This window comes from Sphingomonas sp. BK036 (assembly GCF_004216825.1).
Taxonomy (GTDB): Bacteria; Pseudomonadota; Alphaproteobacteria; order Sphingomonadales; family Sphingomonadaceae; genus Sphingomonas.
Genome location: NZ_SGXR01000004.1, coordinates 205,232 through 231,191, shown reverse-complemented (window position 1 = coordinate 231,191; position 25,960 = coordinate 205,232). Strand labels below are relative to the sequence as shown.

26 protein-coding genes are annotated in these 25,960 nt (G+C 67.6%); 4 read left to right on the top strand and 22 right to left on the bottom strand.

Annotated features, from left to right (window positions below):
- Positions 1-46: 46 nt before the first annotated feature.
- Positions 47-193: a hypothetical protein gene (locus EV283_RS19095; RefSeq protein ID WP_156359758.1), complete on the top strand. Its 147-nt coding sequence runs from the start codon at positions 47-49 to the stop codon at positions 191-193.
- Positions 194-246: 53 nt separating this feature from the next.
- Here the strand turns inward: EV283_RS19095 and nadA are convergent, their stop codons facing one another.
- Genes nadA through EV283_RS08100 form a run of 3 tightly spaced genes read right to left on the bottom strand, consistent with a single transcriptional unit; the run spans position 247 to position 2,819 of the window.
- A complete protein-coding gene (gene nadA / locus EV283_RS08110; RefSeq protein WP_056420006.1) occupies positions 247-1,230 on the bottom strand; it encodes a quinolinate synthase NadA in 984 nt (327 codons plus the stop codon).
- Between the two features lie 27 nt (positions 1,231-1,257).
- Positions 1,258-1,980: a DUF4230 domain-containing protein gene (locus tag EV283_RS08105; RefSeq protein ID WP_130324318.1), complete on the bottom strand. Its 723-nt coding sequence runs from the start codon at positions 1,978-1,980 to the stop codon at positions 1,258-1,260.
- A complete protein-coding gene (locus EV283_RS08100; protein WP_130324316.1) occupies positions 1,962-2,819 on the bottom strand; it encodes an MBL fold metallo-hydrolase in 858 nt (285 codons plus the stop codon). Before EV283_RS08100 ends, EV283_RS08105 begins: the two co-directional genes overlap by 19 nt.
- On the opposite strand from EV283_RS08100, the gene EV283_RS08095 reads away from it, so the two are divergent.
- On the top strand, positions 2,808-3,158 hold the full coding sequence (locus EV283_RS08095) for a hypothetical protein (protein WP_130324314.1): 351 nt from the start codon (positions 2,808-2,810) through the stop codon (positions 3,156-3,158). The genes EV283_RS08100 and EV283_RS08095 overlap by 12 nt on opposite strands.
- Positions 3,159-3,240: 82 nt before the next feature.
- Here the strand turns inward: EV283_RS08095 and grxD are convergent, their stop codons facing one another.
- The 12 genes from grxD to EV283_RS08035 form a co-directional block, all read right to left on the bottom strand.
- Complete coding sequence (gene grxD, locus EV283_RS08090) at positions 3,241-3,564, bottom strand: Grx4 family monothiol glutaredoxin (protein WP_107957228.1); 324 nt, start codon at positions 3,562-3,564, stop codon at positions 3,241-3,243.
- Between the two features lie 10 nt (positions 3,565-3,574).
- Positions 3,575-3,805: a BolA family transcriptional regulator gene (locus tag EV283_RS08085; RefSeq protein ID WP_130324312.1), complete on the bottom strand. Its 231-nt coding sequence runs from the start codon at positions 3,803-3,805 to the stop codon at positions 3,575-3,577.
- A gap of 1 nt (position 3,806) precedes the next feature.
- The gene (locus EV283_RS08080; RefSeq protein WP_130324310.1) at positions 3,807-4,130 is read right to left on the bottom strand and encodes a DUF1476 domain-containing protein; all 324 of its coding nucleotides are present in this window, start codon (positions 4,128-4,130) and stop codon (positions 3,807-3,809) included.
- Positions 4,131-4,242: 112 nt separating this feature from the next.
- Positions 4,243-5,241 (bottom strand): NADPH:quinone oxidoreductase family protein, encoded by a 999-nt coding sequence (locus EV283_RS08075; protein ID WP_207223062.1) that lies wholly within the window; start codon positions 5,239-5,241, stop codon positions 4,243-4,245.
- A complete protein-coding gene (leuD, locus tag EV283_RS08070) occupies positions 5,204-5,833 on the bottom strand; it encodes a 3-isopropylmalate dehydratase small subunit (protein ID WP_130324308.1) in 630 nt (209 codons plus the stop codon). Before leuD ends, EV283_RS08075 begins: the two co-directional genes overlap by 38 nt.
- A 97-nt stretch (positions 5,834-5,930) precedes the next feature.
- Positions 5,931-7,370 carry a 3-isopropylmalate dehydratase large subunit gene (gene leuC, locus EV283_RS08065; protein WP_130325033.1) on the bottom strand — a complete coding sequence of 480 codons (1,440 nt, stop codon included), beginning with the start codon at positions 7,368-7,370 and terminating at the stop codon, positions 5,931-5,933.
- Positions 7,371-7,482: 112 nt separating this feature from the next.
- The gene (locus tag EV283_RS08060; protein ID WP_130324306.1) at positions 7,483-8,376 is read right to left on the bottom strand and encodes an alpha/beta hydrolase; all 894 of its coding nucleotides are present in this window, start codon (positions 8,374-8,376) and stop codon (positions 7,483-7,485) included.
- Entirely contained in the window at positions 8,376-9,011 is a 636-nt protein-coding gene (locus EV283_RS08055) for a 3-oxoacid CoA-transferase subunit B (RefSeq protein WP_130324304.1), read from the bottom strand. The genes EV283_RS08060 and EV283_RS08055 overlap by 1 nt, the downstream gene beginning before the upstream one ends.
- A complete protein-coding gene (locus EV283_RS08050) occupies positions 9,011-9,334 on the bottom strand; it encodes a DUF5076 domain-containing protein (RefSeq protein WP_165391720.1) in 324 nt (107 codons plus the stop codon). Before EV283_RS08050 ends, EV283_RS08055 begins: the two co-directional genes overlap by 1 nt.
- A complete protein-coding gene (locus EV283_RS08045; protein WP_165391719.1) occupies positions 9,334-10,221 on the bottom strand; it encodes an HAD family acid phosphatase in 888 nt (295 codons plus the stop codon). Before EV283_RS08045 ends, EV283_RS08050 begins: the two co-directional genes overlap by 1 nt.
- A gap of 35 nt (positions 10,222-10,256) precedes the next feature.
- Positions 10,257-10,967 (bottom strand): CoA transferase subunit A, encoded by a 711-nt coding sequence (locus EV283_RS08040; RefSeq protein WP_130324300.1) that lies wholly within the window; start codon positions 10,965-10,967, stop codon positions 10,257-10,259.
- A gap of 54 nt (positions 10,968-11,021) precedes the next feature.
- Entirely contained in the window at positions 11,022-11,921 is a 900-nt protein-coding gene (locus tag EV283_RS08035) for an SMP-30/gluconolactonase/LRE family protein (protein WP_130324298.1), read from the bottom strand.
- Between the two features lie 122 nt (positions 11,922-12,043).
- On the opposite strand from EV283_RS08035, the gene EV283_RS08030 reads away from it, so the two are divergent.
- Positions 12,044-13,690, top strand: a complete 1,647-nt coding sequence (locus EV283_RS08030) for a thiamine pyrophosphate-binding protein (RefSeq protein ID WP_130324296.1) — start codon at positions 12,044-12,046, stop codon at positions 13,688-13,690.
- Positions 13,691-14,265: 575 nt separating this feature from the next.
- On the opposite strand, the gene alaS is transcribed toward EV283_RS08030, so the two are convergent.
- Together alaS and EV283_RS08020 are read right to left on the bottom strand one after the other, a co-directional pair.
- Positions 14,266-16,908, bottom strand: coding sequence for an alanine--tRNA ligase (gene alaS / locus EV283_RS08025; protein ID WP_130324294.1), 2,643 nt, complete (start codon positions 16,906-16,908; stop codon positions 14,266-14,268).
- A gap of 287 nt (positions 16,909-17,195) precedes the next feature.
- The gene (locus EV283_RS08020; RefSeq protein WP_130325029.1) at positions 17,196-18,470 is read right to left on the bottom strand and encodes a Xaa-Pro peptidase family protein; all 1,275 of its coding nucleotides are present in this window, start codon (positions 18,468-18,470) and stop codon (positions 17,196-17,198) included.
- Between the two features lie 78 nt (positions 18,471-18,548).
- Between EV283_RS08020 and EV283_RS08015 the strand changes: the two genes are divergently transcribed.
- A complete protein-coding gene (locus tag EV283_RS08015) occupies positions 18,549-19,886 on the top strand; it encodes a dicarboxylate/amino acid:cation symporter (RefSeq protein WP_130324292.1) in 1,338 nt (445 codons plus the stop codon).
- A gap of 133 nt (positions 19,887-20,019) precedes the next feature.
- Here EV283_RS08015 and EV283_RS08010 read toward each other — a convergent pair whose 3' ends face one another.
- From EV283_RS08010 to EV283_RS07990, 5 genes are all read right to left on the bottom strand, one after another.
- Positions 20,020-20,643: a glutathione S-transferase gene (locus EV283_RS08010; RefSeq protein ID WP_130324290.1), complete on the bottom strand. Its 624-nt coding sequence runs from the start codon at positions 20,641-20,643 to the stop codon at positions 20,020-20,022.
- 35 nt (positions 20,644-20,678) lie between these two features.
- Positions 20,679-21,515 (bottom strand): class I SAM-dependent methyltransferase, encoded by an 837-nt coding sequence (locus EV283_RS08005; RefSeq protein WP_130324288.1) that lies wholly within the window; start codon positions 21,513-21,515, stop codon positions 20,679-20,681.
- A 591-nt stretch (positions 21,516-22,106) separates the two neighbouring features.
- Positions 22,107-23,180: a recombinase RecA gene (recA, locus tag EV283_RS08000; protein ID WP_130324286.1), complete on the bottom strand. Its 1,074-nt coding sequence runs from the start codon at positions 23,178-23,180 to the stop codon at positions 22,107-22,109.
- A gap of 221 nt (positions 23,181-23,401) precedes the next feature.
- Complete coding sequence (locus EV283_RS07995; RefSeq protein WP_130324284.1) at positions 23,402-24,277, bottom strand: 4-(cytidine 5'-diphospho)-2-C-methyl-D-erythritol kinase; 876 nt, start codon at positions 24,275-24,277, stop codon at positions 23,402-23,404.
- Between the two features lie 294 nt (positions 24,278-24,571).
- Positions 24,572-25,957: a tetratricopeptide repeat protein gene (locus EV283_RS07990; RefSeq protein ID WP_130324282.1), complete on the bottom strand. Its 1,386-nt coding sequence runs from the start codon at positions 25,955-25,957 to the stop codon at positions 24,572-24,574.
- Positions 25,958-25,960: the final 3 nt, after the last annotated feature.

Sequence of the window (25,960 nt, the reverse complement as noted above, 5' to 3'; positions counted from 1 at the left end):
AATAAGCAGTTCGCGGGTTTCGCGAACGTTATCCAAGGATCTAGCTATGCATACCACGACGACCGACACAGCACGTTTGAGCGCCTTGCTCCATGAGGCTCTCGCGCTGGCGGACGCGTTGCAGATGCCGCTGGCGGCGATCCATATCGACCAGGCGCTGGCTGAACTCGGCGGAGACGAGCCCACCGCCTGACGACCGGTTTACGGTCGGGAGAGGCAGACTCGCCTCCCCGACCGTTGCCCGCCTTATTTGGGGCCCAAATCGCCCTTGCCGACCGTATTTGACGCCATTTCCAGCATCCGATCCAGGCTCTTCTTGGCCTGAAGCCGCAGCCCCTCCTCGATCTCGATGCGCGGCGAGAGATCGCGCAGCGCCACGTACAGCTTCTCGAGCGTGTTGAGCGCCATGTATGGGCAGATGTTGCAGTTGCAGTTGCCGTCCGCGCCCGGAGCACCGATGAAGCGCTTGTTCGGCAATGCCTTTTCCATCTGGTGGATGATGTGCGGCTCGGTCGCGACGATCAGCGTGTCGCCCGGCATTGCCAGCGCATAATCGAGGATCCCGCGGGTCGAGCCGACATAATCGGCGTGATCGAGGATGATCGGCGGGCATTCGGGATGCGCGACGACGGGCGCGCCGGGATGCTGCGCCTTGAGCTTCATCAACTCGGTCTCGCTGAACGCCTCGTGGACGATGCACACGCCTGGCCAGAGCAGCATGTCGCGACCCGTCTTGCGCGCGAGATAGCCGCCGAGATTGCGGTCGGGGCCAAAGATGATCTTCTGCTCGGGCGGGATCTGCGCGAGGATCGTGTCCGCCGACGACGACGTGACGATGATGTCGGAGAGCGCCTTCACCTCGGTCGAGCAGTTGATGTAGGTTAGCGCAATGTGATCGGGATGCTTGGCGCGGAACGCGGCGAACTGCTCGGGCGGGCAGCTGTCCTCGAGGCTGCAGCCGGCGTCCATGTCGGGCAGCACGACGATCTTGTCGGGCGACAGGATCTTGGCGGTCTCGGCCATGAACCGCACGCCGCAGAACGCGATCACGTCGGCGTCGGTGGCGGCGGCCTTGCGCGACAGATCGAGGCTGTCGCCGACGAAATCCGCCAGATCCTGAAGCTCGGGCTTCTGGTAATAATGCGCGAGGATGACCGCGTTCTTCTCCTTGCGGAGCCGCTCGATCTCGGCGCGAATGTCGATGCCGGCGAAGTTCTGGTTCAATTCCATGATCGTATCCCGAGTGCTGCCCGTCTTTTAAGGCCTGTTCCCTAGCACGTCCTGCAACGAGCGCGAGGTGTCCCAGCGCTCGGTGCTCGCGACCGGCTCGTCGGCGAAGCGCACTGCGACGGTCGCGTCGATCCCGGCCGCGCGTAACGGCATCGCGAAACTACGCTCGACCGCCCGGCGCGTGGCGTCGCGAGCGAGCGTGATCATCGCGGGTTCGCGCGCCTGGCGGATCAGCTCGATCTGGCCGGCACGGCGGTTGGCGGCGTCGAGACGCTTTTCGGCGTCGGTGAACGTCGTCAGCACACCGCCCGAGCCATATTCGCGGACCGCATTCAGGTCGACCTGCGGGCCATCGGCCTCGACCGCGGGCAGGCGCACGGACAGCGTCTTGCTCGCACCGTCCCAGGCGACGTCGGCCTGGGTGAGCTTGGCCATGTCGACCTCGTAGCGCACCATGCCGGGCATGATCAGCGTCTTCTCGGTGGTAAATCCGAGCTGCGACTGTTTCGAGGTGACGACCGCGACATAGCGCGCGGCGAAGGCGGACAAGCGGTTCTGTTCGCGCAAGCCCTGGAGGCTGGCGCTGGCTATCGTGGTGGGATCGGGGGTCAGGCGATCGCTGACATAGCGCTGCACGCCCCACAACGCGAGCAAGCCGGCGAGGACGAGGATGACGACCACCCCGACCGCCTTGGCCAGGAAGCCGCCGATGCCGCCGCCGCGCGCGGGAGTCAGGTTGTCGTCTGCCATGCTTCGCCTTCCTCGATCACCAGTCCGCGGGTTTGCAAATCGTAGAGATGCGCGAGCACCGATCGCTCGGCCGCGGGCACGAGCCGCGGGTCTAGCCCTGCATACATACGCTCGACCATCGCGGGGATCGACCGCGCGGCCTCGCGGAGCAGGCGCAGGATCTGCCCCTCGCGCTGCTTGCGATGGCCGAGCATGCCGCGGACGAGCCGCTGTGGCTTCTCGATCGCCTCGCCGTGCCCGGGATAATAGACGCGGTCATCGCGGCCCATCAGCTTTTCGAGGCTCGCCATGTACGAGGTCATGTTGCCGTCGGGGGGCGACACGATCGTCGTCGACCAGCCCATCACGTGATCGCCGGAGAACAGCGCCCCCGTCTCGGGCAGCGCGAAGGCGAGGTGGTTCGAGGTATGGCCCGGTGTCGCAATCGCCTCCAGCGTCCAGCCATTGCCCTCGATCCTATCCCCCTCGACCATCACGCGGTCGGGCGCATAGGCGCTGTCGAACGACGCATCCGCGCGCGCGCCGGCATCGTCCAGATCGAACGGCGCGGCGCCGACGATCGGCGCGCCCGTGAGCGCCTGTAGCGGTCGTGTCGCAGGGCTGTGATCGCGGTGGTGGTGCGTGACGACGATCGCGGTTACGGGGCGGCCGTCGATGACGCGCAGCAAGGCAGCGATATGCGCGGGATCGTCGGGCCCGGGATCGATCACCGCCACGTCGGTACGGCCGACGATGTGCGTCTGCGTACCCGTGTGCGTGAAGGGCGATGGATTGGGCGCGAGCACGCGGATAACGAGCGGCTCGAGCTGGATCGGGATACCGGTCGGATGCTCAGCCATGAGATCGAAATGGCGGCTTCGCGCGGTGATGGCAAGACCCAAGCGTTTCGGTCAAATGTCGGCGATCTTTACAAGTCGCCACCGCGGAAAGTGGGTATTAACTATCGTATGCCGCGCCAGATGGCGGCCGCCGGAAGTTGGCACGCAGGGTGCAAGGTTGGGAATGTCACCGAACGCATCTGCGTTCATGCAGGGTGGATCGACCGCTTCCTTCCGGTCTCGCGTCGATCCACCCTCCCCGGTGCCACCTCAAGATACATACGCATCGCCCTTGTCATCCTGACTCGAGCCAGGATCCAGGATGACGAGGGGCAGCTGTTCGTGGCTTTGTCATCCTGACGTTCGTCAGGATGACAGAGGTGAGGTGAGGCATGCCAACCGCGGTAATCCGCGGGATACTCCGCCCTACCCCACCGCAACTTCAGACCGTCTTCTGCTTCTCGAACAGCTGCGCGAGTTCGCCGCTCTCGTACATCTCCATCATGATGTCCGAACCGCCGACGAACTCGCCGTCGACATAGAGCTGCGGGATCGTCGGCCAATCAGAGTACGCCTTGATACCCTGGCGGATGCCCTGGTCCTGCAACACGTCGACGCTCTCGAACTCGACCTCGAGATGGTTGAGGATCGCGATAGCGCGGCTGGAAAAGCCGCATTGCGGGAACAGCGGGCTGCCCTTCATGAACAATACTACCGGGCTGGCCTTCACCACGGCGTCGATGCGGGCGTTTGTGTCGTCGGTCATGTCTTCGTCCTCAGGAAATAGCTGTAGTCAACTGGAGCGCGTGCAGGACGCCGCCCATGCGGCCGCCAAGCGCGGCGTAAACGGCCTGATGCTGCTTCACGCGGCTCATGCCGGCAAAGCTCGCGGCAACGACCTTCGCGGCATAATGATCGCCGTCGCCGGCAAGATCGGTAATCTCGACCTGCGCATCGGGGATCGCGTCGCGGATCATGGTGGCAATATCGTCGGCAGCCATCGGCATATCAGCGCGCCTCCATCAGCTGGCGACGCGCCTCGATCATCTGCTGCGCAAGCGCGCGGCGGACGGTCGCCTCGTCATGATCGAGCCCGGCGGCCGTCATGTCGCCGACCAGCTTGCGAACGACGTCGTCATCGCCGCCGCCTTCCATATCGGCATGGACGAGCGCGGTGGCATAGGCGTCGGTTTCCTCGGGCGTCAGGTTCATCTCATGCGCCGCCCATACACCGAGCAGGCGATTGCGCCGCGCGGTGATCCGGAATGCCATTTCATCCTCGCGCACGAAATGCGCCTCGCTGGCGCGTTCGCGATCGTCGAATGTGGTCATAGCGCGGGTCCCCGGTGCAGTCTCATACGGCCCCGAGATAGGTCGCGCACGGCGCATGCGCAACAATGCCGCGCCAGCCGGGATCGACTTGTCGACCGCCGGTACGATGCTGTTAGCCGATCTCGACCACCAGCTTGCCGATCGCCCCGCGCGCGGCCATCTTCGCGATTGCCTTGCCACCGTCTTCGAATGCGAAGACTTCGGTGACCCGCGGCGCGATCTTCCCCTCTGCCCAAAGATCGAACAGCGTTTCGATATGCGCCTGGTTGGCCTTCGGATCGCGCGCCGCGAACGCGCCCCAGAAGACACCGCAGACGTCGCAGCTTTTCAGCAGCGTCAGGTTGAGCGGCAGCTTGGGAATGCCGGCGGGGAAGCCGACCACGAGGTACCGCCCCTCCCAAGCGATCGAGCGGAGCGCGGGCTCGGCATAATCGCCGCCGACCGGATCGTAGATCACGTCCGCGCCATCACGACCGACCGCCGCCTTGAACTGTTCGGCGAGCGCCTTCGACTGCGCCTTGTCGAACGGCGCCCGGGCATAGATCAACGTGTCGTCGGCACCCGCGGATTTCGCCGCGGCGGCCTTCTCCGCGGACGAGACCGCAGCGACGACCTTGGCGCCGAACGCCTTGCCCAGCTCGATCGCGGCCAGGCCAACGCCGCCAGCCGCGCCCAGCACCAGCAGGGTCTGTCCCGCCTGGATATGCCCGCGGTCGAGCAATGCGTGGATCGTCGTGCCGTAGGTGAGGATCAGCGACGCGCCCTCGGCAAAGCTGCGGCCTTCGGGGAGGCGATAGAGCTTGGCGGGGTCGGCGATCACCTTCTCGCAAAGGCCGCCATGGCCGAGCATCGCTATGACTCGGTCGCCGAGCGCCCAACCGGTAACGCCCTCGCCGATCGAATCGATCGTGCCGGCGATCTCGCCGCCCGGTGCGAACGGGCGCGCGGGCTTGAACTGGTATTTGTCCTCGATGATCAGGACGTCGGGAAAGTTGATCGCGCAAGCCTTGACCGCGACGACCACCTGTCCGGGGCCGGCCACCAGATCGGGCAGCTCGACCATTTCCAGAGTTTCAGGTCCGCCGATCGCCTTCGACACCAATGCTTGCATACCCGCTCTCCACCGTCGTCCAGGGGCGGTTCGATGCGACCGCCTCCTCGAATTTCGAAATCTGGGTATCCCTTGCCAGCGTCAGGCCGACTTCGTCCAGCCCTTCCATGAGGCACTGACGACGGAATGCGTCGAGATCGAAGGTGAAGCGATCCTGGAACGGGGTGGTGACGGTCATCGTCTCGAGATCGACGGTGACGATCTGGTCCTGCGCGACCTCCAGCAGGCGGTCGATCGCCGCCTGCTGGAGGACGACGGGGACGATGCCGTTCTTGAACGCGTTGCCCGAGAAGATGTCGGAGAAGCTCGGCGCGATCACCGCGGTGATGCCCATGTCGGCGAGCGCCCAGGCGGCATGCTCGCGACTGGAGCCGCAGCCGAAATTGTCGCCCGCGATCAGGATCGGCGCGCCGGCATAGCGCGGGTCGTCGAAGATGTTGCCGGGTTGCGCGCGCACCGTCTCGAATGCGCCGCGACCGAGGCCGGTGCGCGTGATCGTCTTGAGCCAATGCGCCGGAATGATGACATCAGTATCGATGTTCTTCGCGCCCCACGGATAGGCGCGGCCCGAGACGGTGGTGACGGGAGTCATCGCTGTTCCGTGCGCTCCGGGACGACACGCGCCGACGCGACATAGGCCGCGACGCCGCTGAGCATTGCGCCCGCCGCCAGCAATACGAAAACCTTCTTCATGCGCTTGCCCCCATTAACTCTCTGACGTCGCTCAGCTTGCCCGTTACCGCCGCCGCCGCCGCCATCGCGGGTGATACCAGATGCGTGCGCGCTCCGGGACCCTGTCGGCCGACGAAATTACGGTTCGACGTGGAAGCGCAACGCTCCCCCGCAGGGACTTTGTCCGGGTTCATCGCCAGACACATCGAACAGCCCGGCTCGCGCCATTCGAACCCCGCCGTGATGAAGATCCGGTCGAGCCCCTCGGCTTCCGCCTGCCGCTTGACGAGGCCCGAGCCGGGGACGACCAGCGCGCGCACACCGTCGGCGACATGGCGCCCGTCGGCGATCGCCGCGGCGGCGCGCAGGTCCTCGATGCGGCTGTTGGTGCAACTGCCGATGAAGACGTGCTGAATCGTGACGTCGCGCATCGCGGTGCCCGCGGTCAGCCCCATATAGTCGAGCGACTTCTGCGCCGCCGCCTGCTTGGCGGGATCGGCGAAGCTCGTCGGCTCGGGGACGAATCCGGTGATCGGGACGACGTCCTCGGGGCTGGTGCCCCAGGTGAGGCCGGGGGCGATGTCGGCGGCATCGAGCACGACGGACTTGTCGTAGCGCGCGCCGGGATCGGTCGCGAGGCTGCGCCACCACGAGACGGCCTTGTCCCAATTCTCGCCGGTCGGTGCCATCGGCCGGCCCTTGAGATAGGCGAAGGTCGTGTCGTCGGGCGCGATCAGACCGGCGCGTGCGCCCGCCTCGATCGACATGTTGGCGATCGTCAGACGGCCCTCGATCGACATCGCGCGGATCACGCTGCCGGTGAATTCGATGACGTGGCCGGTGCCGCCCGCTGCACCGATCTTGCCGATGATCGCGAGGATGACGTCCTTCGGGCTGACGCCGAAGCCGAGTTCGCCATCGACGCGAACTTCCATCGTCTTGGCCTGCGACAGCAGCAGCGTCTGCGTGGCGAGGACGTGCTCGACCTCGCTGGTGCCGATCCCGAACGCGAGCGCGCCGAGCGCCCCGTGCGCGGAGGTGTGGCTGTCGCCGCAGACCAAAGTCGTGCCGGGGAGTGTAAAGCCCTGCTCCGGGCCGACGACGTGGACGATGCCCTGCTCCGCCGCGGTCGCATCGATATAGTCGATCCCGAACTCGGTCGTATTGCGGCGCAGCGCGTCGAGCTGCTGCGCGCTTTCGGGATCGGCGATCGGCAGGACGCGTCCGGCCGCGTCCTTGCGCGGCGTCGTCGGCAGGTTGTGATCGGGGACGGCAAGCGTCAGGTCGGGACGACGGACTTTCCGCCCGGCGACGCGGAGGCCTTCGAACGCCTGTGGGCTGGTGACCTCGTGGACGAGGTGACGGTCGATATAGATCAGGCAGGTGCCATCGTCGCGGCGTTCGACGACGTGCGCCGCCCAGATCTTTTCGTACAGCGTTAGTGGAATAGCCATGATGGGGCGCGCGGTAACCGAAAAGGGCTGCGACGCCAAGGTTTGATGTAATTTTCGGTCGCAGGAATACGGCGGCGCGGCGCGCATCGGCCTTCATCCGTCATCCTGACAAAAGTCAGGATGACGGTGGGGGAGCAGGCATCGCTGCATTGAGGAACGCGACGCTGTCGGCCAGCACGGGCGCTTTCCCGCGAAACGGTTTCGACAGCGCCATCGCGACGTTCTCGTGGCTCAAGCCGGGATAATCGATGTGCGTCACCGGCGCGCCAAGCGCCTTGAGCCGTGCGGTCAGGTTGATCGCATTGTGCGGCTTGACCTGCGTGTCGTCGCCCGCAGTGATCAGCAGCATCGGCGGCGCATCCGCGCGCGCAAAGTGGATCGGCTGCGTCATCACCGGGTCGGCGGCGCCCTGCATCGCGTCGATCGCGCGTTTCGCGGTGAAGGGGTAGAAGTCGTACGGCCCGCACAGCCCGACCGCGGCCCTGATGATGCGCGGATCAACGCCCTCCGCCTTCAGCCAGCGCTGGTCGAGCGTCAGCATCGCGACGGTGTAGGCGCCCGCGGAATGTCCCGCGACCGCGATCCGGTTGGGGTCGCCGCCCGACTGCGCAATATGGTCGCGGGTCCATTTCACCGCTTCGGCGCCGTCCTGAAGGAAGGCGGGGAAGCGCACGTCGGGGACCTTGCGGTAATCGGGCATGACGACGACGTAGCCCGCCTTCGCATAGGCGCGCGCCGCGAACGCATAGGCACCACGGGAGCCGTGGACCCAGCCGCCGCCATACCAGAAGATCAGCACCGGCAGCCCGGTCTTGGCGCCACCGGACGGACGCCAGACATCGAGCGTCTGGCCGTGCGTGCCGAACGGCACCCCCTCGCGTACCCGCGCGGTCCCGCGGCCACCGCCCATCACGCCGTCGAGTACGCTGAGCGTGCCCGGCCCCGCGGTGAATGCCGCGCCCGCGATCAGGATCACGATCAGCGCCAGGACGACGGCAGCGCGCTTCATCAAGCGGTGTAGCGCGCCGTGGTCTTCGCCGCGACCTCGTCCGCGGTGACGCCGGGGGCGAGTTCGATCAGCTTGAACGGGCTGTCGTGATCAGGCCGCTGGAACACCGCCAGATCGGTGACGATCATGTCAACGACGTTCTTCCCCGTCAACGGCAGCGAGCAGGTCGGGATAAACTTCGGCGTGCCGTCCTTGGCGGTGTGGTCCATCACGACGATGATCTGCTTGACGCCCGCAACGAGATCCATCGCGCCGCCCATGCCCTTGATCATCTTGCCCGGGATCATCCAGTTGGCGATGTCGCCGTCTTCGCTCACCTCCATCGCGCCGAGCACCGTCAGGTCGATATGCCCGCCGCGGATCATCGCAAAGCTGTCCGACGAGCTGAAATACACCGACGAGGGCAGTTCGCTGATCGTCTGCTTGCCCGCGTTGATCAGGTCGGCATCCTCTTCGCCCGCGAAAGGGAACGGACCGATCCCGAGCATTCCGTTTTCCGACTGGAGCGTGACGGTCATCCCCTCGGGGATGTTGTTGGCGACCAGCGTCGGGATGCCGATGCCGAGATTAACGTAATAGCCGTCCTTCAGTTCCCTGGCGGCGCGCGCGGCCATCTGGTTGCGATCCCATGGCATCAGTTGAGCGTTCCTTCCTGGATGGTCGAGATGGTCGTGACCTGGTCGCGCAGTTCGGCGCTGACGCCCTCGACGATGGCCTGCAACGCGGCATGCTCGGCGAGGCCCCAAGTGGCCGCATAGGCGCGCGCGGCGTGGCGGATCGTGTCGGCGAGCAGATAGCCGAACACCGTCGGATCCTCGAGCACGCCCGCGTCGATCAGCACGTTGCTGCCGGCATTGTTGGTGATCCAGATGCGCGCAACCTCGACCGATTCGTCGGTCAGCGCGGCGCCTGCATCAAGTTTGATCGCATTGGGGTGATCGGCGGGATGATCGGCCATCAGCGCATGTCTCCAGTCGGAGCCCATTGGACGTTGGGCGGGAATACGTCGTCACGCGCGCCTTTCAGCGCGGTGCCGTAGACGGGGTTGGGCAGCATGAACCACCCTGCCCCCCATTTCGCGGCGATCGCGGGCGACTGCACCACGGCGCGACGCGCGGCGGGGGTTTGCCCTGCGTTGAACAGGTCGCTGAAATCGCCGAGCTGGTCGCCACCCATCGCGACGACGCAGTATTTCGCGGAGATCGTCGCGCGGCGGCCGTCCTTCTTCGAGCCGGTGGCATCGTCGCCCAACAGGAACAAGGTCTCGCCGTGGCGCGCGGGGCCGAGCCCTGCCCCCTCGATCGCGGCTTGCGTCTGCGCGGCGTTGGCGGCGGAGCGGTTGGTATTGAAAACGACGGTCACACCCATCGCGCGGAGTTGCGTCAGCGCCGCCAGCGCGCCGGGGACGGGCGCGACCTGCTTGATGCCGGTGCGCTCCCACGCCTGCCAGCGCGAATCGGACCAGGGCTGGCCCGACGCCGCGTCATATTCGAAGCCGAGATTGAGCAGCACCGTCTCGTCGACGTCGAACACGGCCGCTTTCGGCTTGGTGCCGCACGCGGTCCAGCTGGGCGCGGCAAGCGTCGCGCCGGGCGCGAGGACGACCGATACCGGCGCGCGCTGCGCGCGGACATAGCCGACGAGCGCGTTCCACGCCTGGATGCTGACCGCGGCGGCCTCGCCCGAGGCGTAGAGATACTGCATCCCCGCAGGCACGCCGTCGACCGTCACCGGCACCGCGGCGCTGGGCGTCGCGGCGATCGACGTCGGCGCGGACACGCTGACGCAGCCCTGCAAGGCCAGTGCGCCTACGAGCGCAGGGGCCCAGGTTACCGCCCGCGACACTGGGCTCCTGCGTTCGCCGGAAAACAGCGCCGATTTCACGCGAAAACCCGCTCGCGGACGGTGCGGAATTCGATCTGCTTGTCGTAGGGCGCGCCGACGATCATCCGCTTCACATAGATTCCCGGCAGGTGGATCGTGTCGGGATCGAGGCTGCCAACCGGCACGATCTCCTCGACCTCGGCGACGCAGATTTTCCCCGCGGTGGCCATCGGCTGGTTGAAGTTGCGCGCGGTCTTGCGGAAGATCAGGTTGCCGCTCTCGTCCGCCTTCCAGCCCTTGATGATGCTCAGGTCCGCGCGGATGCCGCGTTCGAGGATATAGTCCTGCCCGTCGAAGCTCTTCACCTCCTTGCCCTCCGCCACCAGCGTGCCGACGCCGGTCTTGGTATAGAAGCCGGGGATGCCCGCGCCGCCGGCCCGGCAGCGTTCGGCGAGCGTCCCCTGCGGGCAGAACTCGACCTCGAGTTCGCCGCTCAGATATTGCCGCTCGAACTCCTTGTTCTCGCCGACATAGGAGGAGATCATCTTCTTCACCTGGCGCGAGCGGAGCAGCTTGCCGAGGCCCTGCCCGTCGATCCCGGCATTGTTGCTCGCGATCGTCAGATCCTTGACCCCCGACGCCTCGATCGCGTCGATCAGCCGCTCGGGGATGCCGCACAACCCGAACCCGCCCGCGCAGATCGTCATGCCGTCGAACAGCACGCCCTCGAGTGCCGTTGTCGCATCGGTGTAGCGCTTGTTCGCCATGCATCCTCCTCTAGTCTTTGGCCTCGCATAAGACGCCGTCCGGCGCTCGGCAACTTAGTAAGCGAGCACGAGGCCGGGGCGTTTCCACCGCGTCTTCACAAGCCGGCCGCTGCCCGAGCAGGTGATATAGGCGTCCATCCCGTCCGCGCCGCCCCAGCAGATGTTGGTGGTGAAGACGTCGTCGGTCGCGACGAACTCGACCAGTTCGCCCGCCGGCGAGATCACGCTGATCCCGCATTCGCCGATCGTCGCGACGCAGATGTTGCCGCCCGCCTCGACGCCGAGCGAATCGAAGAACTTGTACCCGGCGGGACGGTAGAGCGGCGTCCCCGCGGCGCTGACAACCTTGCCCGGCGCGACGATGTCGAACACCATCAGCCGGCAGGTGAAGGTTTCCGCTGCGTACAACCGCCTCCCGTCGGGCGCGAGGCCGATGCCGTTGGGATTTTCGCTGGGGAAGATCACTTCCTCAAGGTGGCTGCCGTCGGCCTTGGCGTAGAAGATGCCGGTGATGTCGCGGGCCCGATCGCGCGATTTGCCGTGATCGGTGAACCAGAAGCCGCCATGCGAATCGAAGACGATGTCGTTCGGGCCGCTCAGCGTGCAGCCGAAGTCGCCGTCGCGGTAGAGCGTCTCGACCGCGCCGGTGGCGATATCGATCCGCTCGATGCGCCCGCCCGAATAGTCATGCGGCTGGCCGTGCGGGGTGAGGAAGCCGTTCGCCTCGCGCCAGGCGAAGCCGCCATTGTTGCAGCAATAGAGCTTGCCGTCGGGACCGATTGCGAGCCCGTTGGGGCCGCCGCCGGGTTCGGCGACCGTCGCCCTGGTGCCATCGGCTGCGATCCGCGTGATGCGGCCGGCCTCGATCTCGACGAGGAGGATGCTGCCATCGGGCATCGCGACAGGGCCCTCCGGAAAGCGCAAGCCGCTGGCGACGGTGGTGAATTCGGTCATGATCCTCTCCTGGCGCGAGTCGGGTTCGGCCCCGGCTTCGCGAATGCGGCAAGACTAAGCGAGAACGCCGCGGGCGCACGACGTTTCTCGACTTCGCGTGAAACGGACGGCAGGATGCCGCGATGAGCACCACACGCACCGGCGGCCGCATCCTGGTCGACCAACTCGTCGCACAGGGCTGCGACCGGATCTTCACCGTACCGGGAGAGAGCTTCCTCGCCGTCCTCGATGCGCTGCACGATACGCCGGCGATCGATCTGGTGGTCTGCCGGCAGGAGGGCGGCGTCGCGTTCATGGCGTGCGCGGACGGCACGCTGACGCATCGGCCCGGCGTGGCGTTCGTGACGCGCGGGCCCGGCGCGACCAACGCGTCGATCGGCGTGCATGTCGCGATGCAGGATTCGCAGCCGATGATCCTGTTCGTCGGCGATATCGACCGCGGCACGCGCGACCGCGAGGCGTTCCAGGAGATCGATTTCCAGGCGATGTTCGGAGCCGTCGCCAAATGGGCGGCGCGGATCGACGATGCGCGAAGGATCCCGGAATATGTCGCGCGCGCTTATGCGACCGCGCTTTCGGGGCGGCCGGGGCCGGTGGTGCTAGCGCTGCCCGAGGACATGCTGCTCGACGTCGTGGAGGCGGTGGATCGGCCGCGGGTCGAGCGCGTGGCGCAAGGCTGCGACACCGATACGATGGATCTGCTCGCCGATTTGCTGACCACCGCCGAGCGGCCAGTCGCGATCGTCGGCGGGGCGGGTTGGGACGTGGCGGCGTCGGGCGCGTTCTCGACCTGGGCGGATCGCAACGGCATTCCGGTCGCCGCGGCGTTCCGGCGGCAGGATGCGATCCCGAACGACTGCCCGGTCTGGGCGGGCAATCTGGGCTATGGCCCCAACCCCAAGCTGATCGAACGGGTCAAGGCGGCGGACCTGCTGCTGATCGTCGGCCCACGCTTGGGCGAGGCGACGACCGACGGCTATGCGCTGATCACGCCCGATCATCCGGGGCAGCGGCTGATCCACGTCCACCCCGACCCCGACGAGCTCAACCGTGCCTACCGCGCCGACGTCGCGGTGTGCGCGGGGATGGCGGAGTTCGCCGAGGCGGTGCTGCTGCTTGACCTGCCGCCGCGCACCGCCGGGCAGGAGGCGCATGCTGAATGGCGCGACTGGTCGACGCCGCGCCCGCGCGATCTGGCGATGGATCTGGGGCCGTGCGTGACCGCGATGCGCGAGCGGCTGCCCGCGGATGCGATCATCTGCAACGGCGCGGGGAATTATTCGGGCTGGTGGCATCGCTACTGGCCATATGCCGGGCCGGGGACGCAGCTTGCGCCGACCGCCGGGGCAATGGGGTATGGCGTGCCCGCGGCGGTCGCCGCATCGCTGCGGCATCCCGAGCGGACGGTCGTCGCGCTCGCGGGCGACGGGTGTTTCCTGATGAACGGGCAGGAACTCGCGACCGCGGTGGCGCACGGCGCGGACATGCTGGTGCTGGTCGTCGACAATGGCGGGTACGGGACGATCCGGATGCACCAGGAGCGGGAGTATCCGGGGCGGGTGTCGGGGACGGCGCTGCGCAATCCGGACTTTGCTGCGCTCGGGCGCGCTTATGGGTGCTGGGCGGAGACGGTGACGCAGACGAGCGATTTCGTCGCTGCGCTGGACCGGGCGATGGGGCAGTCGGGCGTGCGGCTGCTGCACCTGGTGACGGATATCGAGGCGATTACTGCGGGCACGACGCTGGCGAAGGTTCGCGGGGCGGCGTGATCCTTAGGTGGCGATGACGCCACCAACCCACCCCACCCTCCCCTCCGGCGAAGGCCGGGGCCCAATTGGGGGACAGCGGTAACGGCGGGCGGCCCTCCGTTACACCGACCTTCCCAATTGGGCCCCGGCCTTCGCCGGGGTGGTGCTGATGCTGGTGCCGCCATTCACCATCACTGTTCCCCCGCGAGGGCGGGGGCCCAGGCTACCGGGCGCTGTCGGTACTTAGCTGGGCCCCCGCGTCCGCGGGGGAACCGTCCGTTGTCGCGAGCGACGCTGGCGAAGGTGCGCGAGCAGCGTGACCCGCGTTCGCTTACGACGCCACCATCTCCCAGGCCCCACCCCGGCGAAGGCCGGGGCCCAGTTGGGGGGCGGCGGTAACGGCGCACAGTCCTCCGTTACATCGGCCCTCCCACCTGGGCCCCGGCCTCCGCCGGGGTGGTGGCGATGCTGGTGCAGCCATTCACCCTCACTGTTCCCCCGCGAAGGCGGGGACACAGGGTAGCGGGGGCTATCGGTACTTAGCTGGGCCCCCGCGCCCGCGGGGGAACGGCATGGAGCAGAAACCCGTAAGCCCGTCAGCCCGCCAGCGCGGCCCGCACCGCCGCCACCGCATCCGCCGCCTTGTCACCATCGGGCCCACCGCCCTGCGCCATGTCGGGACGGCCGCCACCGCCCTGCCCGCCGAGCGCCGCGACCGCGATCTTCAGCAGGTCGACCGCGTTGCGGCTCGCGACCAGATCCGCGGTCACGCCGACCGCGACCGAGGCGCGGCCGTCGTTGATCGCGACGAGCATCGCGATCCCCGACCCCAGCCGCTGCTTGGCCTCGTCGACCGCGCCGCGCAGGCCCTTCGCCTCGAAGTCGTTGAGCACCTGCCCGATGAACGCCACACCGCCGACCTCTTCGGGGCCAGCAGCCTCACCGCCGCTGCCGCCGCCGAGCGCCAGCGCCTTCTTCGCATCGGCCAGCTCGCGCTCGAGACGGCGGCGATCCTCGATCAGCGCCGCGACACGCGCGGGCACTTCGTCGGGAGTCGATTTCAGCGCCGCCGCCGCCTCGCGCAGGCGATCGTCGCGGCCGGTCAGATAGGCGCGCGCCGCCTCGCCGGTCAGCGCCTCGACGCGACGCACGCCGCTCGACACCGCGCCTTCGCCGACCACCTTGAACAGCCCGATATCGCCGAGCGCGGTGACATGCGTGCCGCCGCACAGTTCGATCGAATAGGTGCCCTCGTCCGTCGACCCCATCGACACGACGCGGACCTCGTCGCCATATTTCTCGCCGAACAGCGCCATCGCGCCCATCGCGATCGCGTCGTCGGGGGTCATCAGCAGCGTGGTGACCGCACCATTGCCGCGGACCTGCGCGTTCACGTCGGCCTCGACCTGCGCGATATCGGCGGGCGTCATCGCGACCGGCTGCGAGAAGTCGAAGCGCAGGCGATCGGGCGCGACCAGGCTGCCCTTCTGCGCGACGTGGGTGCCGAGCCGCTCGCGCAAGGCCTCGTGCAGCAGATGCGTCGCGGAGTGGTTGGCACGGATCTGCGCACGACGCGCGACGTCGATCTGGAGCTTGACGGACTCGCCGACCTTGATGCCGCCCGCATCGACGATCGCGTGGTGGACGAACACGCGGCCGAGCTGCTTCGACGTATCGGTGACGGTCGCGCGCAGCCCGGTGTCGGTCGAGATGTGCCCGGCATCGCCGACCTGCCCGCCGCTCTCGCCGTAGAACGGCGTCTGGTTGACGACGATCGACACCGTATCGCCCGTCGTCGCATGGTCGACGCGCGCGCCGTCCTTGACCAAGGCGACGACCTCGCCCTCGCCGGTGTCCGACGCATAGCCGAGGAATTCGGTGCCGCCGCTCTGCTCGACGATGTCGAACCAGATATCGTCCGAGGCCTTCGCGCCCGAGCCCTTCCAGGCCGCGCGCGCGGCGCGCTTCTGCTCGGCCATCGCGGTGTCGAAGCCTTCGCGGTCGACCGCGAGCCCGCGTTCGCGCAGCGCGTCCTCGGTCAGGTCGTACGGGAAGCCATAGGTGTCGTAGAGCTTGAACGCGACGTCGCCCGCGAGCGTACCCTCGGTCATCTCCGCGGTCGCCTCGTCGAGCAGCTTCAGCCCCTTGTCGAGCGTCTGGCGGAAGCGCGTCTCCTCCTGCTGCAACGTCGCCTCGATCAGCGGGCGCGCGCGCGACAGTTCGGGATAGGCGGCGCCCATCTCAGTGACGAGCGCAGGCACCAGCCGGTGCATCAACGGCTCCTTCGCGCCGAGGATATGCGCGTGACGCATCGCGCGGCGCATGATCCGGCGCAGCACGTAGCCGCGGCCTTCGTTGGCGGGCAGCACGCCGTCCGCGACGAGGAAGCCCGCGGTGCGCAGGTGATCGGCGATCACGCGGTGGCTGGCGGTGTTGGCGCCGTCAGTGGCGGTATGCGTCAGCGCGCCCGACGCTGCGATCAGCGCCTTGAACGTGTCGGTGTCGTAATTGTCGGTGACGCCCTGCATCACCGCGGCGATCCGCTCGAGCCCCATGCCGGTGTCGATCGAGGGTTTCGGCAAATTGCCGACGATCTCGGCATTTTCCTGCTCATATTGCATGAACACGAGGTTCCAGATCTCGACGAAGCGATCGCCGTCCTCGTCGGGGCTGCCGGGAGGGCCACCGGGAATGTGGTCGCCGTGATCGTAGAAGATCTCCGAGCACGGCCCGCACGGCCCGTTGTCTCCCATCGACCAGAAATTGTCCTTGGTCGGGATGCGGATGATGCGGTGCTCAGGGAGGCCCGCGATCTTCTTCCAGAGATCGAACGCCTCGTCGTCGGTGTGGTAGACGGTCGCGGTCAGCCGGTCGGGCGACAGGCCCCACTCCTTCGTCAGCAGCGTCCACGCGTGCGTGATCGCCTGTTCCTTGAAATAATCGCCGAACGAGAAATTGCCGAGCATTTCGAAGAAGGTGTGGTGGCGTGCGGTGTAGCCGACATTGTCGAGATCATTGTGCTTGCCGCCCGCGCGGACGCACTTCTGCGACGAGGTGGCTGTGGTGTAGGGGCGCGATTCGAGACCGGTGAAGACGTTCTTGAACGGCACCATCCCGGCATTGACGAACATCAGCGTCGGGTCGTTCTGCGGCACGAGCGGCGCGGAGGGCACGATCTGGTGCCCCTGCGAACCGAAATAGTCGAGGAAGCCGCGGCGGATGTCGTTCGTCGATGTCATGCCGGGGGACTTAGGCGAGCGCGGCGGTTCGCTCAAGTAGAGGCGTGTGGGGCGTGGCGGCATAACCAGAGTAGTATGTGTCCCCGCGAAGGCGGGGACCCAGCCTGGGCTCCCGCCTTCGCGGGGGAACAAGGAGGTGCAGGGTGTCGCTAGTCACAGCCACCACCCCGGCGAAGGCCGGGGGCCAGTTGGGGGACGGCAGTAACGAAAGATCGCGCTCCGTTATTACCACCTTTCCAACTGGGCCCCGGCCTTCGCCGGGGTGGTCGCGTCGGGCGGCGGCATGCCTACCCTAGCGGTGCGTCGATCGACCTCGGCGGTTGGCTGAACCATGTCGGCCCGACGTCGGTCATGTGGAAGCAGTCCTCGATCCGGACGCCGTATCTGCCCGGCGTATAAAGCCCCGGTTCGTCAGAGAAGCACATCCCCGCCGCCAGCCGCGTCATCTCGCCGCGGACGAAGTTGACGGGTTCGTGGCCGTCCATGCCGATCCCGTGCCCCGTCCGATGCGACAGGCCGGGGAGCGTGTAGCCCGGACCATAGCCGAGCGTTTCGTAATAGCGCCGGACCGCATCGTCGACACTCCCCGCGGTCGCGCCGATCTTCGCGGCGGCGAAGGCGACCTGCTGGCCACGCGCGACCTGATCCCAGGTCTTGCGCTGGTCGGCGGTCGCTGAGCCGTAGACCCAGGTCCGCGAGACGTCGGACTGATAGCCCTGCACGGTGCAGCCGCAGTCCATCAGCACGACTTGCCCGTCGGCGACGCGGTGGATCTCGCGGCTGCCATGCGGATAGGCCGACGCCTCGCCGACCAGCGCCATCGAGAATTCGGGCGCGCCTCCCAGCGCCTTCGTCGCGGCGGTCATCAGCGCGCCGATCTGCGGGCCGGTCATGCCGGTCTCGACGCGCGCCTTGGTCCAGCGATAGGCGGCGAGCGTGACGTCGGTCGCCGTCTGCATCAGCGCGATCTCGGCGGGGGTCTTGATCATCCGGCTGGCGCGAACGACCGGATCGGCCGACACGATCTTCGCATCGGGCAGCACGCGCGCGAGGCCCGCATAGGCGAAATAGCGGACGTCCGCCTCCAGCCCGATCGGCCGCGCGGCGAGTTTGCGATCGCGCAGGAACCCGGCCACGACGCGCAGCGGATCCTCGTCCTCCTGCCACACGCGGACGTCGGCGGGGACGGCGAGCGTCTCGCGCACCGAGGGCTCCTCGAAGAAAGGCGTGACGATGCACGGTGTCCCCTCGACCGGAATCACCGCCAGCGTCAGCCGCTCGCTGGTGTGCCAGCGGACGCCGGTGAAGTAGATCATCGACGATCCGGGCTCGATCAGCGCCGCGCCGATCCCCGCCGCCTTCATCAGCGACTGCGCGCGGACGAGCCGCGCGGCGCGCTCGGCGGCGTCAATCGGTTTTGCCCCGCCGGTGATATCGGACAGCGCGGACAGGTCTGGTTCGGCGGCGCGCAGGAGGGTGCTAACGGACAGCAAAGGCGCCGCGGCGGCGAGGCCGAGCAGCGTGCGGCGTGAGGGTTTAAAGGCGGGCGTAAAGGTGGGCATCGACATCGCCGGACGATAGGGTGCTTGACCCGAGCGCCGCAATCCCCTTCCCTTACGCACGTATTTCGGGAGCGATTAATGGCCAAGCGGCTAACCTATTACATCTTGCTGGGGCTGGTCGCGGGTCTGGTCGTCGGCTGGATCCTCAACGCGTCGATCGACGACGGTACCGCCGCGTCCGCCGCGCGGCTGAAGGACATTGCGGGCTATTTCTCGATCGTGACGTCGCTGTTCCTGCGGCTGATCAAGATGATCATCGCGCCGCTGGTCTTCTCGACGCTGGTCGTCGGCATCGCGCATATGGGCGACACGGGCGCGCTGGGCCGGGTGGGCTTGCGCAGCCTCGGCTGGTTCATCTGCGCGTCGCTGTTGTCGCTGACGCTGGGCATGATCCTGGTCAACGTGTTGCAGCCGGGCGTCGGCCTCGAATTGGCGATCCCGCCCGCGACCGCGTCTAGCGGGGTCGATCCCGCGGCGTTCGACCTCGCCAAATTCATCTCGCACATCGTCCCCGATTCGATGATCGCGGCGATGGCGAGCAACGAGATTCTCCAGATCGTCGTCTTCTCGGTCTTCGTCGGCGTGGCGATCACCGCGGTCGGCGAGAAGGCCGCGCCGCTGGTCAAGGCGATCGAGGCGCTGGTTGCCGTCATGCTCCAGATCACCAATTACGTGATGCGGTTCGCGCCGTTCGCAGTGTTCGCCGCGGTGACCGCGACGCTTGCCGAGCGCGGCCCGAGCATTCTCGGCGATCTCGGCTATTTCATGCTGTGCTTCTATCTGGGGCTCGCGCTGCTGTGGGCGCTGCTGATCGGGATCGCGTTCGTGCTGATCGGCCCGCGGACGCGGCTGCTGGTGCGCTATATCCGCGATCCGCTGATCCTCGCCTTCTCGGCGGCGTCGTCCGAGGCGGCGTATCCGCGGACGCTGGAGGCGCTCGACCGGTTCGGCGTGCCGCCGCGGATCGCCAGCTTCGTGCTGCCGCTCGGCTATTCGTTCAACCTCGACGGGTCGATGATGTACATGACGTTCGCGTCGCTGTTCATCGCGCAGGCCTACGGCATCCACATGCCGATCGGGCAGCAGATCGCGATGCTGCTGGTGCTGATGGTGACGTCGAAGGGGATTGCGGGCGTGCCGCGTGCGTCGCTGGTGGTGATCGCGGGCACGCTGTCGATGTTCAAGATCCCTGAGGCGGGCATCCTGCTGATCCTGGCGGTCGACCATTTCCTCGACATGGGACGCTCGGCGACCAACGTGATCGGCAATGCGGTCGCGGCGACGGTGGTCGCGAAGTGGGAGGGCGGGCTCGACGAGCGCGAGCCGGCGGACCGGGACTTTCCGCATGCACCGTCGGGGCATGGGCCGAAGACGAATGTCGACAGCTTCGACAAGATCGGGCCGGGTCAGGGTTGAGGCGACGACCTCGTATTCACTCCGTCATCCCAGCGAAGGCTGGGATCCAGAGCAACCATCGGCGCGCTCGTGGCTCTGGATCCTGGGTCGAGCCCAGGATGACGGAAAGGCGGCGGCGGCGTGACTCAACTGCTCACGCGTAGGCGTAGGGGCCGCCCTTTTTGAGCCCGGCCTGATAGGCAGGCCGGGCGTGCACCTTGGCGAGCCACGCGATCGTTGCGGGGCGGGATTCGTTCAGACCGCCTCGGCTGCGCGCAGCCTCGAGCGGGAAGCTCATCATGATGTCGGCGGCGGTCATCTGGTCGCCGGCGAACCAGGGGCGCTGCGAGAGTTCCGATTCGACATAGTCGAGATGGACATCGATCATCGGCTGGATCTTCTTGACCGCGACCTTGCCCATGATCGGGATGCGCGCGAGGACGAGCTTCAGCAGCAGCGGCGGCATCATCGAGCCTTCGGCGTAATGCAGCCAGAAGCGGTAGCGCAGCGCATCGCCGCGGTTGGCGGGTGCACCGAGTTTGCCGTCCGCCTTGTCGACGAGATATTCGACGATCGCGCCGGTCTCGGCGATGATCTGATCCTCATCCTCGATCACCGGCGACTTGCCGAGCGGGTGCACCTTCTTGAGTTCGGGCGGGGCGAGCATGGTCTCGGGGTTCCGCTCGTAGCGCTTGATTTCGTAGGGGAGGCCGAGTTCCTCGAGCATCCACAGGATCCGCTGCGATCGCGAGTTTTCGAGGTGGTGGACGATGATCATGCTGGCTCCCCTGCTCTTCTATCCCGCCGACACGCTTATCGGGCCGCGGTGCGCGCCGTCCAGATCCAGGCGACGGCGGGAAATTCCACCGTGTCGCCGACGCGGTGACGGTCGCAGACCTGGGTGAGACGCGCGATGTGGCGCGCGCGTTCCGCGGGCGCGGCGTTGCGGATCGCCGAGGCGGCGGGGCCGATGCGGCGGAAATAGTCGACCGCGTCGGTGACGGGGTCGGGTCCGCCGCCGGCGCGATAGGCGAAGTCGATGCGGCTGGGCGGTGCCGGGTGCCAGCCGGCGTCGGCGAGGATGGCGGCGACATGGCCGGGGTCGGCGAACGCGAACGGGCCGGGTGCGGTCGTCGCTGGTGCGTCCGCGTCGCCGCCGGTGGCGGCGATGGTTTCGGTGGCCCAGCGATTGGCGGCGCGTTCGGCGAAACAGGAGAAGACGACCGTCGCGTTCCGCGCGGCGGCGGCGGCAAGCGTGGCGAAGGCGGCAACGGGGTCGGTGAAGAACATGACGCCGTGGCGCGAGACGTAAAGATCGACCGGGGCGTGCTGCGCGGCGGCGGCGGTGATGTCGGCGCATTCGAACTGCGCGTTGGCGTGGTCCGCCGCGCGCTGCCGGGCGGTCTCGATCAGCGTGGGGGAGAGATCGATACCAGTGACGTTCGCGTTCGGGAGCGCCTGCGCGGTGGTCAGCGTGGTCGCGCCCGCGCCGCAGCCGATGTCGATGACCTTGGCGGTTTGCGGAGACGCGGCGGCGAGGATCGCGGCGTTCAGGTGCGGCGTGAGGTTCGCGAAGCTGCGGTCGGTGCGGCGCCATTCCTCGGCCCAGACGTCGCCAATCCTGCCGGTCCAGTCAAAGCCTGTGGTCATCAGCGGGGCGCTTCATGCTTGGGGTTCGGGGGCGTTCGGGGGAGTGAAGTATAGGAAGTATAGACGCTCGCGCGGGGTCTGCATCGAGGGATTTTTCGCGGCGGCGGTAGATTGCGTATCCGTATTCCCCGCGAAGGCGGGGATCCAGCCTGGGCTGCCGCCTTCGCGGGAGACCATTGGGGCGGGCGCGTCGTAGCACCTGAATTGAGAAGACATCCCAATTGTGCCCCGGCCTTCGCCGGGGTGGCGTGGGTTTGGGTTGTCGTGGCACTCGACATGAGCGGCCTTCCCAACTGGCTCCGGCGTTCGCCGGGATGGTATGGCTTTGGGTTGTCCGGGCGCTCGGTTTGTGAGCCCTTCCCAACTGGGCCCCGGCCTTCGCCGGGGTGGTGCGGGCTTGCGTCGTCGTGGCAATCGACATGAGCGGCCTTCCCAACTGGCCGCGGCGGTCGCCGGGGTGGTGTGGGCTTGGGGGCGACGCGTTTCCTCGCGTGCCCTCACCCTCCCATTGCAAGGGCAATGGGCCCCTCCCTCTCCCCGAGGGGAGAGGGTCAAGCAGTCCGGCTCTAGCTTGACGGGGGAGCGTTCGGGTTATGCGTCGTCTTCGGCGCCGGGGCCTACCATCATTTCCTCGGCGACCTTGTCGGTGCGCGCGCGGATCTGCTTTTCGAGGCGATCGGCGGTTTCGGGGTTGTCCTTGAGGAAGGTCTTCGAATTCTCGCGACCCTGGCCGAGACGGACGCTGTCGTAGCTGAACCAGGCACCCGACTTCTCGACGAGCCCAGCCTTCACGCCGAGATCGAGGATCTCGCCGAGCTTCGAGACGCCCTGCCCGTACATGATGTCGAACTCGACCTGCTTGAACGGCGGCGCGACCTTGTTCTTGACGACCTTCACGCGCGTCTGGTTGCCCGTCACCTCTTCGCCGGCCTTGACCGCGCCGATGCGGCGGATGTCGAGACGGACCGAGGCGTAGAACTTCAGCGCGTTGCCGCCCGTCGTCGTCTCCGGATTGCCGTACATCACGCCGATCTTCATGCGGAGCTGGTTGATGAAGATGACCATGCAGCGCGAGCGGCTGATCGAGCCGGTGAGCTTGCGCAGCGACTGCGACATCAGGCGCGCCTGGAGGCCGACATGGCTGTCGCCCATCTCGCCCTCGATTTCCGCGCGCGGCACGAGCGCCGCGACCGAGTCGACCACGAGCACGTCGATCGCGTTCGAGCGGACCAGCGTGTCGACGATCTCGAGCGCCTGCTCGCCGGTGTCGGGCTGCGACACGATCAGCTCGTCGATGTTGACGCCAAGCTTTCTGGCGTAGACCGGGTCGAGCGCATGCTCGGCATCGACGAACGCCGCGGTGCCGCCGCCCTTCTGCGCTTCGGCGATCACGTGGAGCGCGAGCGTGGTCTTTCCCGAGCTCTCCGGGCCGTAAATCTCGATCACGCGGCCGCGCGGCAGGCCGCCGACGCCGAGCGCGATGTCGAGCCCGAGCGAGCCGGTCGAGATGACCTCGACCTGCATCGTTTCCTTGGAGCCCAGGCGCATCGCCGAGCCCTTGCCGAACGCGCGGTCGATCTGCGCGAGCGCGGCGTCCAGCGCCTTTTGCCGGTCGTTGGTTGCGGTTGCCATGCCGGTGTCGATCACTTTCAGATTAGCGGCCATTGATAAGCTCCATCGCTAAAGCAAGCGCGCGTGCCATTCAACGCGTCAAACGCCATGTATTCCCTTTGTTCTCATGGAACAAGTGCGGAACATCGAGTTTGGGCGAAAAAGGCAGAGTCTGGTCGAGAATGGGTCGGGTCGTTCAGGCGCGCGCTTGGTAGGGCCGGCGCATTCGTTTCTGGTTCCGGGTCGTGACTTTCGTCAGGATGACGGACAGTCGTTCAGGCGAGTGTCGTTGCGAGCGTCCACCAGCCGCGGGCGTGCGCGGCGGCGGCGGCGACATCTCGGGCTTCGGCGGTCCCGAAGAGGGCGAAGCAGGTGGCGCCGGAACCGCACATTCTGGATAGCAGCACGTCGTGCGCCGCGTCGAGCAGCGTGCGGACCTCGGCGATGACGGGGGCCAATGCCAGGGCGGGGGGCTCCAGATCGTTGCGACCGGCGGTTGCGCGCGTGAGAAGGTCGCCTTCGGGGATGGGGCCGCGATCCTGGCCGTCCCAGGTCTTGAAGACGGCGGCGGTGGCGACCGCGACGCCGGGGTTTACGAGGAGGAGCGGCGTGCCGGACAGGCCTTCGAGGTTTGTGAGCGTGTCGCCCTTGCCGGTGCCAAGCGTGGTGCGGTTGGCAAGGCACGCGGGGACGTCCGCGCCGAGTTGGGCGGCGATCGCGTTGAGGCGGGGCTCGGTCGCGGCGATACCGTGAAGGCGGGCGAGCGCGCGCAGCGTGGCGGCGGCATCAGCCGAGCCTCCGCCGATGCCCGAGGCGATCGGGAGATGCTTTTCGAGGGTTATCGCGTGACGGGCGTTCGGGGCGAATGCGGCGGTGAAGGCGTCGGCGGCGGCGGTGACGAGGTTGCCACTCCATGCCGCCACCCCGGCGGAGTCCGGGCTGGTGGTGTGTTCTGGGGCGGGGAGCAGTGCATCTGCGAAGGGGCCGGTGATGGTGAAGCTGTTGGCGTCGGCCGCTTCGACCGTAACGATGTCGCCGTCGGTGGCGAAGGCGAACAGCGTTTCGAGGTCGTGATAGCCGTCGGGGCGGCGGCGGCGGACGTGGAGCGCCAGGTTGATCTTTGCCGGGGCGGGTTCGGTCGTGGCGGGCATCGTGGGTCTCGAGTTTGACGGGTTGGGCTCCGGCTTAGCGGACGGAGATAGGCTGGCAACGGTCTGCGACGTAGCCTCCAACATCCGTCATCCTGACGAAAGTCAGGATCCAGAGCCAGGCAGGGGATCGGTCGTTACTCTGGATCCTGACTTTCGTCAGGATGACGGAGGGGGCGTTGCGCACGCTTCGCCCTGTGCGGGCCAGGTGCGCGCTGCGTTACGCTCATTGCCGCCGTCTGCATCGCCCTCCCCACAGAAGCCGTGTGAGCCCGCTCCCCCCCGTGGGAAAACGAATCAGCGACGAGCTTTTGGCGGGAGGCCGTTGGCGATCTTGGCGGTCAGGCGGGCGGTGTCGCTCGGTTCGGCAGTCAGCAGCGCGGCGCGCCAGGCGTAGCGCGCCTCATATTGGCGACCGATCGTCCAATAGGCATCGCCGAGGTGATCGCTGATCTCGGCATTGGCGGGATCGCCCTGCCCCGCGCGTTCGAGAAGCGGGAGCGCGCGCGTGGTGTCTCCGGAAAGATGATAGGCCCAGCCCAGCGAATCGATGATCGACGCGTTGGCCGGATCGAGCCGGCTGGCGCGCTCCAGCAGCCGGATGGAGGCTGGGATGTCGTCGCCATGCTCGACCTGCGCGAAGCCGAGATAATTGAGCGCAAGCGGTTGTGCGGGACCCCGCGCGACCGCCTTTTCGAGAGCGTCGCGCGCCTCGGGCCAGCGCCCCGCCTGGTCGAGCGCACCGCCATATTGCAGCCATGAGCCCCAGCTGCCGCCATTCGCCCCGTCGGCCGAGATGATACGGCGATACCAGGTCGCGGCTTCGGCAGGGTTGCCGGTGGTCAGCAGCAGGTCGGCATAGCGTTGCCAGTCGGCGGGTTCGGCGTCCGCCTGGTCGACCCGGTTCTTCGCAGCGGCCAGCGCCTCGCCGTCGCGGTCGGCATTGGCGAGGATCTCGACCCGCTCGGCGGCGGCGGCGGTGGCGGACGGCCCCTTCGGATCGACCTCGTCGAGGACGGCGAGCGCGCGATCGACGATCCTGTTACGGGCGAGCGCGTCGGCGAGCAGGATTCTCGCGCTGTCGTAGCGGGGGGCCGCGCGCAACGCCGCCTGCGTCAGCGCGATCGACAGGGGCGAGGGCTCGCCCGCCGCAAGATCGCTAGCGAGCCGGGCGAGCAGCCGCGAGACGCCGATCGCGAGCGGCTGGCGGCGCGGTGCGGCGGCGATCAGCGTGCGTGCTTCGGTGGCGAAGCGGTTGGCGACGGGGTCCTTGGCGGCGGTGGCGAGCGACGGTTCCGGATCGCGCCCCTCGGCATGCGCGACCCAGGCGTAGAGCGAGGGCGCGAGAACGACGAGCGGCCCGGTGGCGAGCGTCGCGATCGCGGCGTTGGCGGCCTTGGCGTCCCCCGCCCGCGCGGCGTCTGCCAGAGGCAGGAGCGCGGCATCCGCAGGGGCTACGCCCGCCCTGTTGAGGACGGTGGCGGCGCGGGAGGCGAGCGGCATGTCGCCTGCCTCGAGCGCCTCGCGGTACGCGCGGATCGCGACGACGGGATCGTCGGGCGATGCCGCCAGCACCCTGGCATAGCTGGCGGCGGCGAGATCGGGCCGGCCCGCGGCATCGGCAGCGCGCGCTTTCAGATAGGCGGAGAGATCCCCCGTCTCGGCCGCGGCGGGTGCCGCCACGGC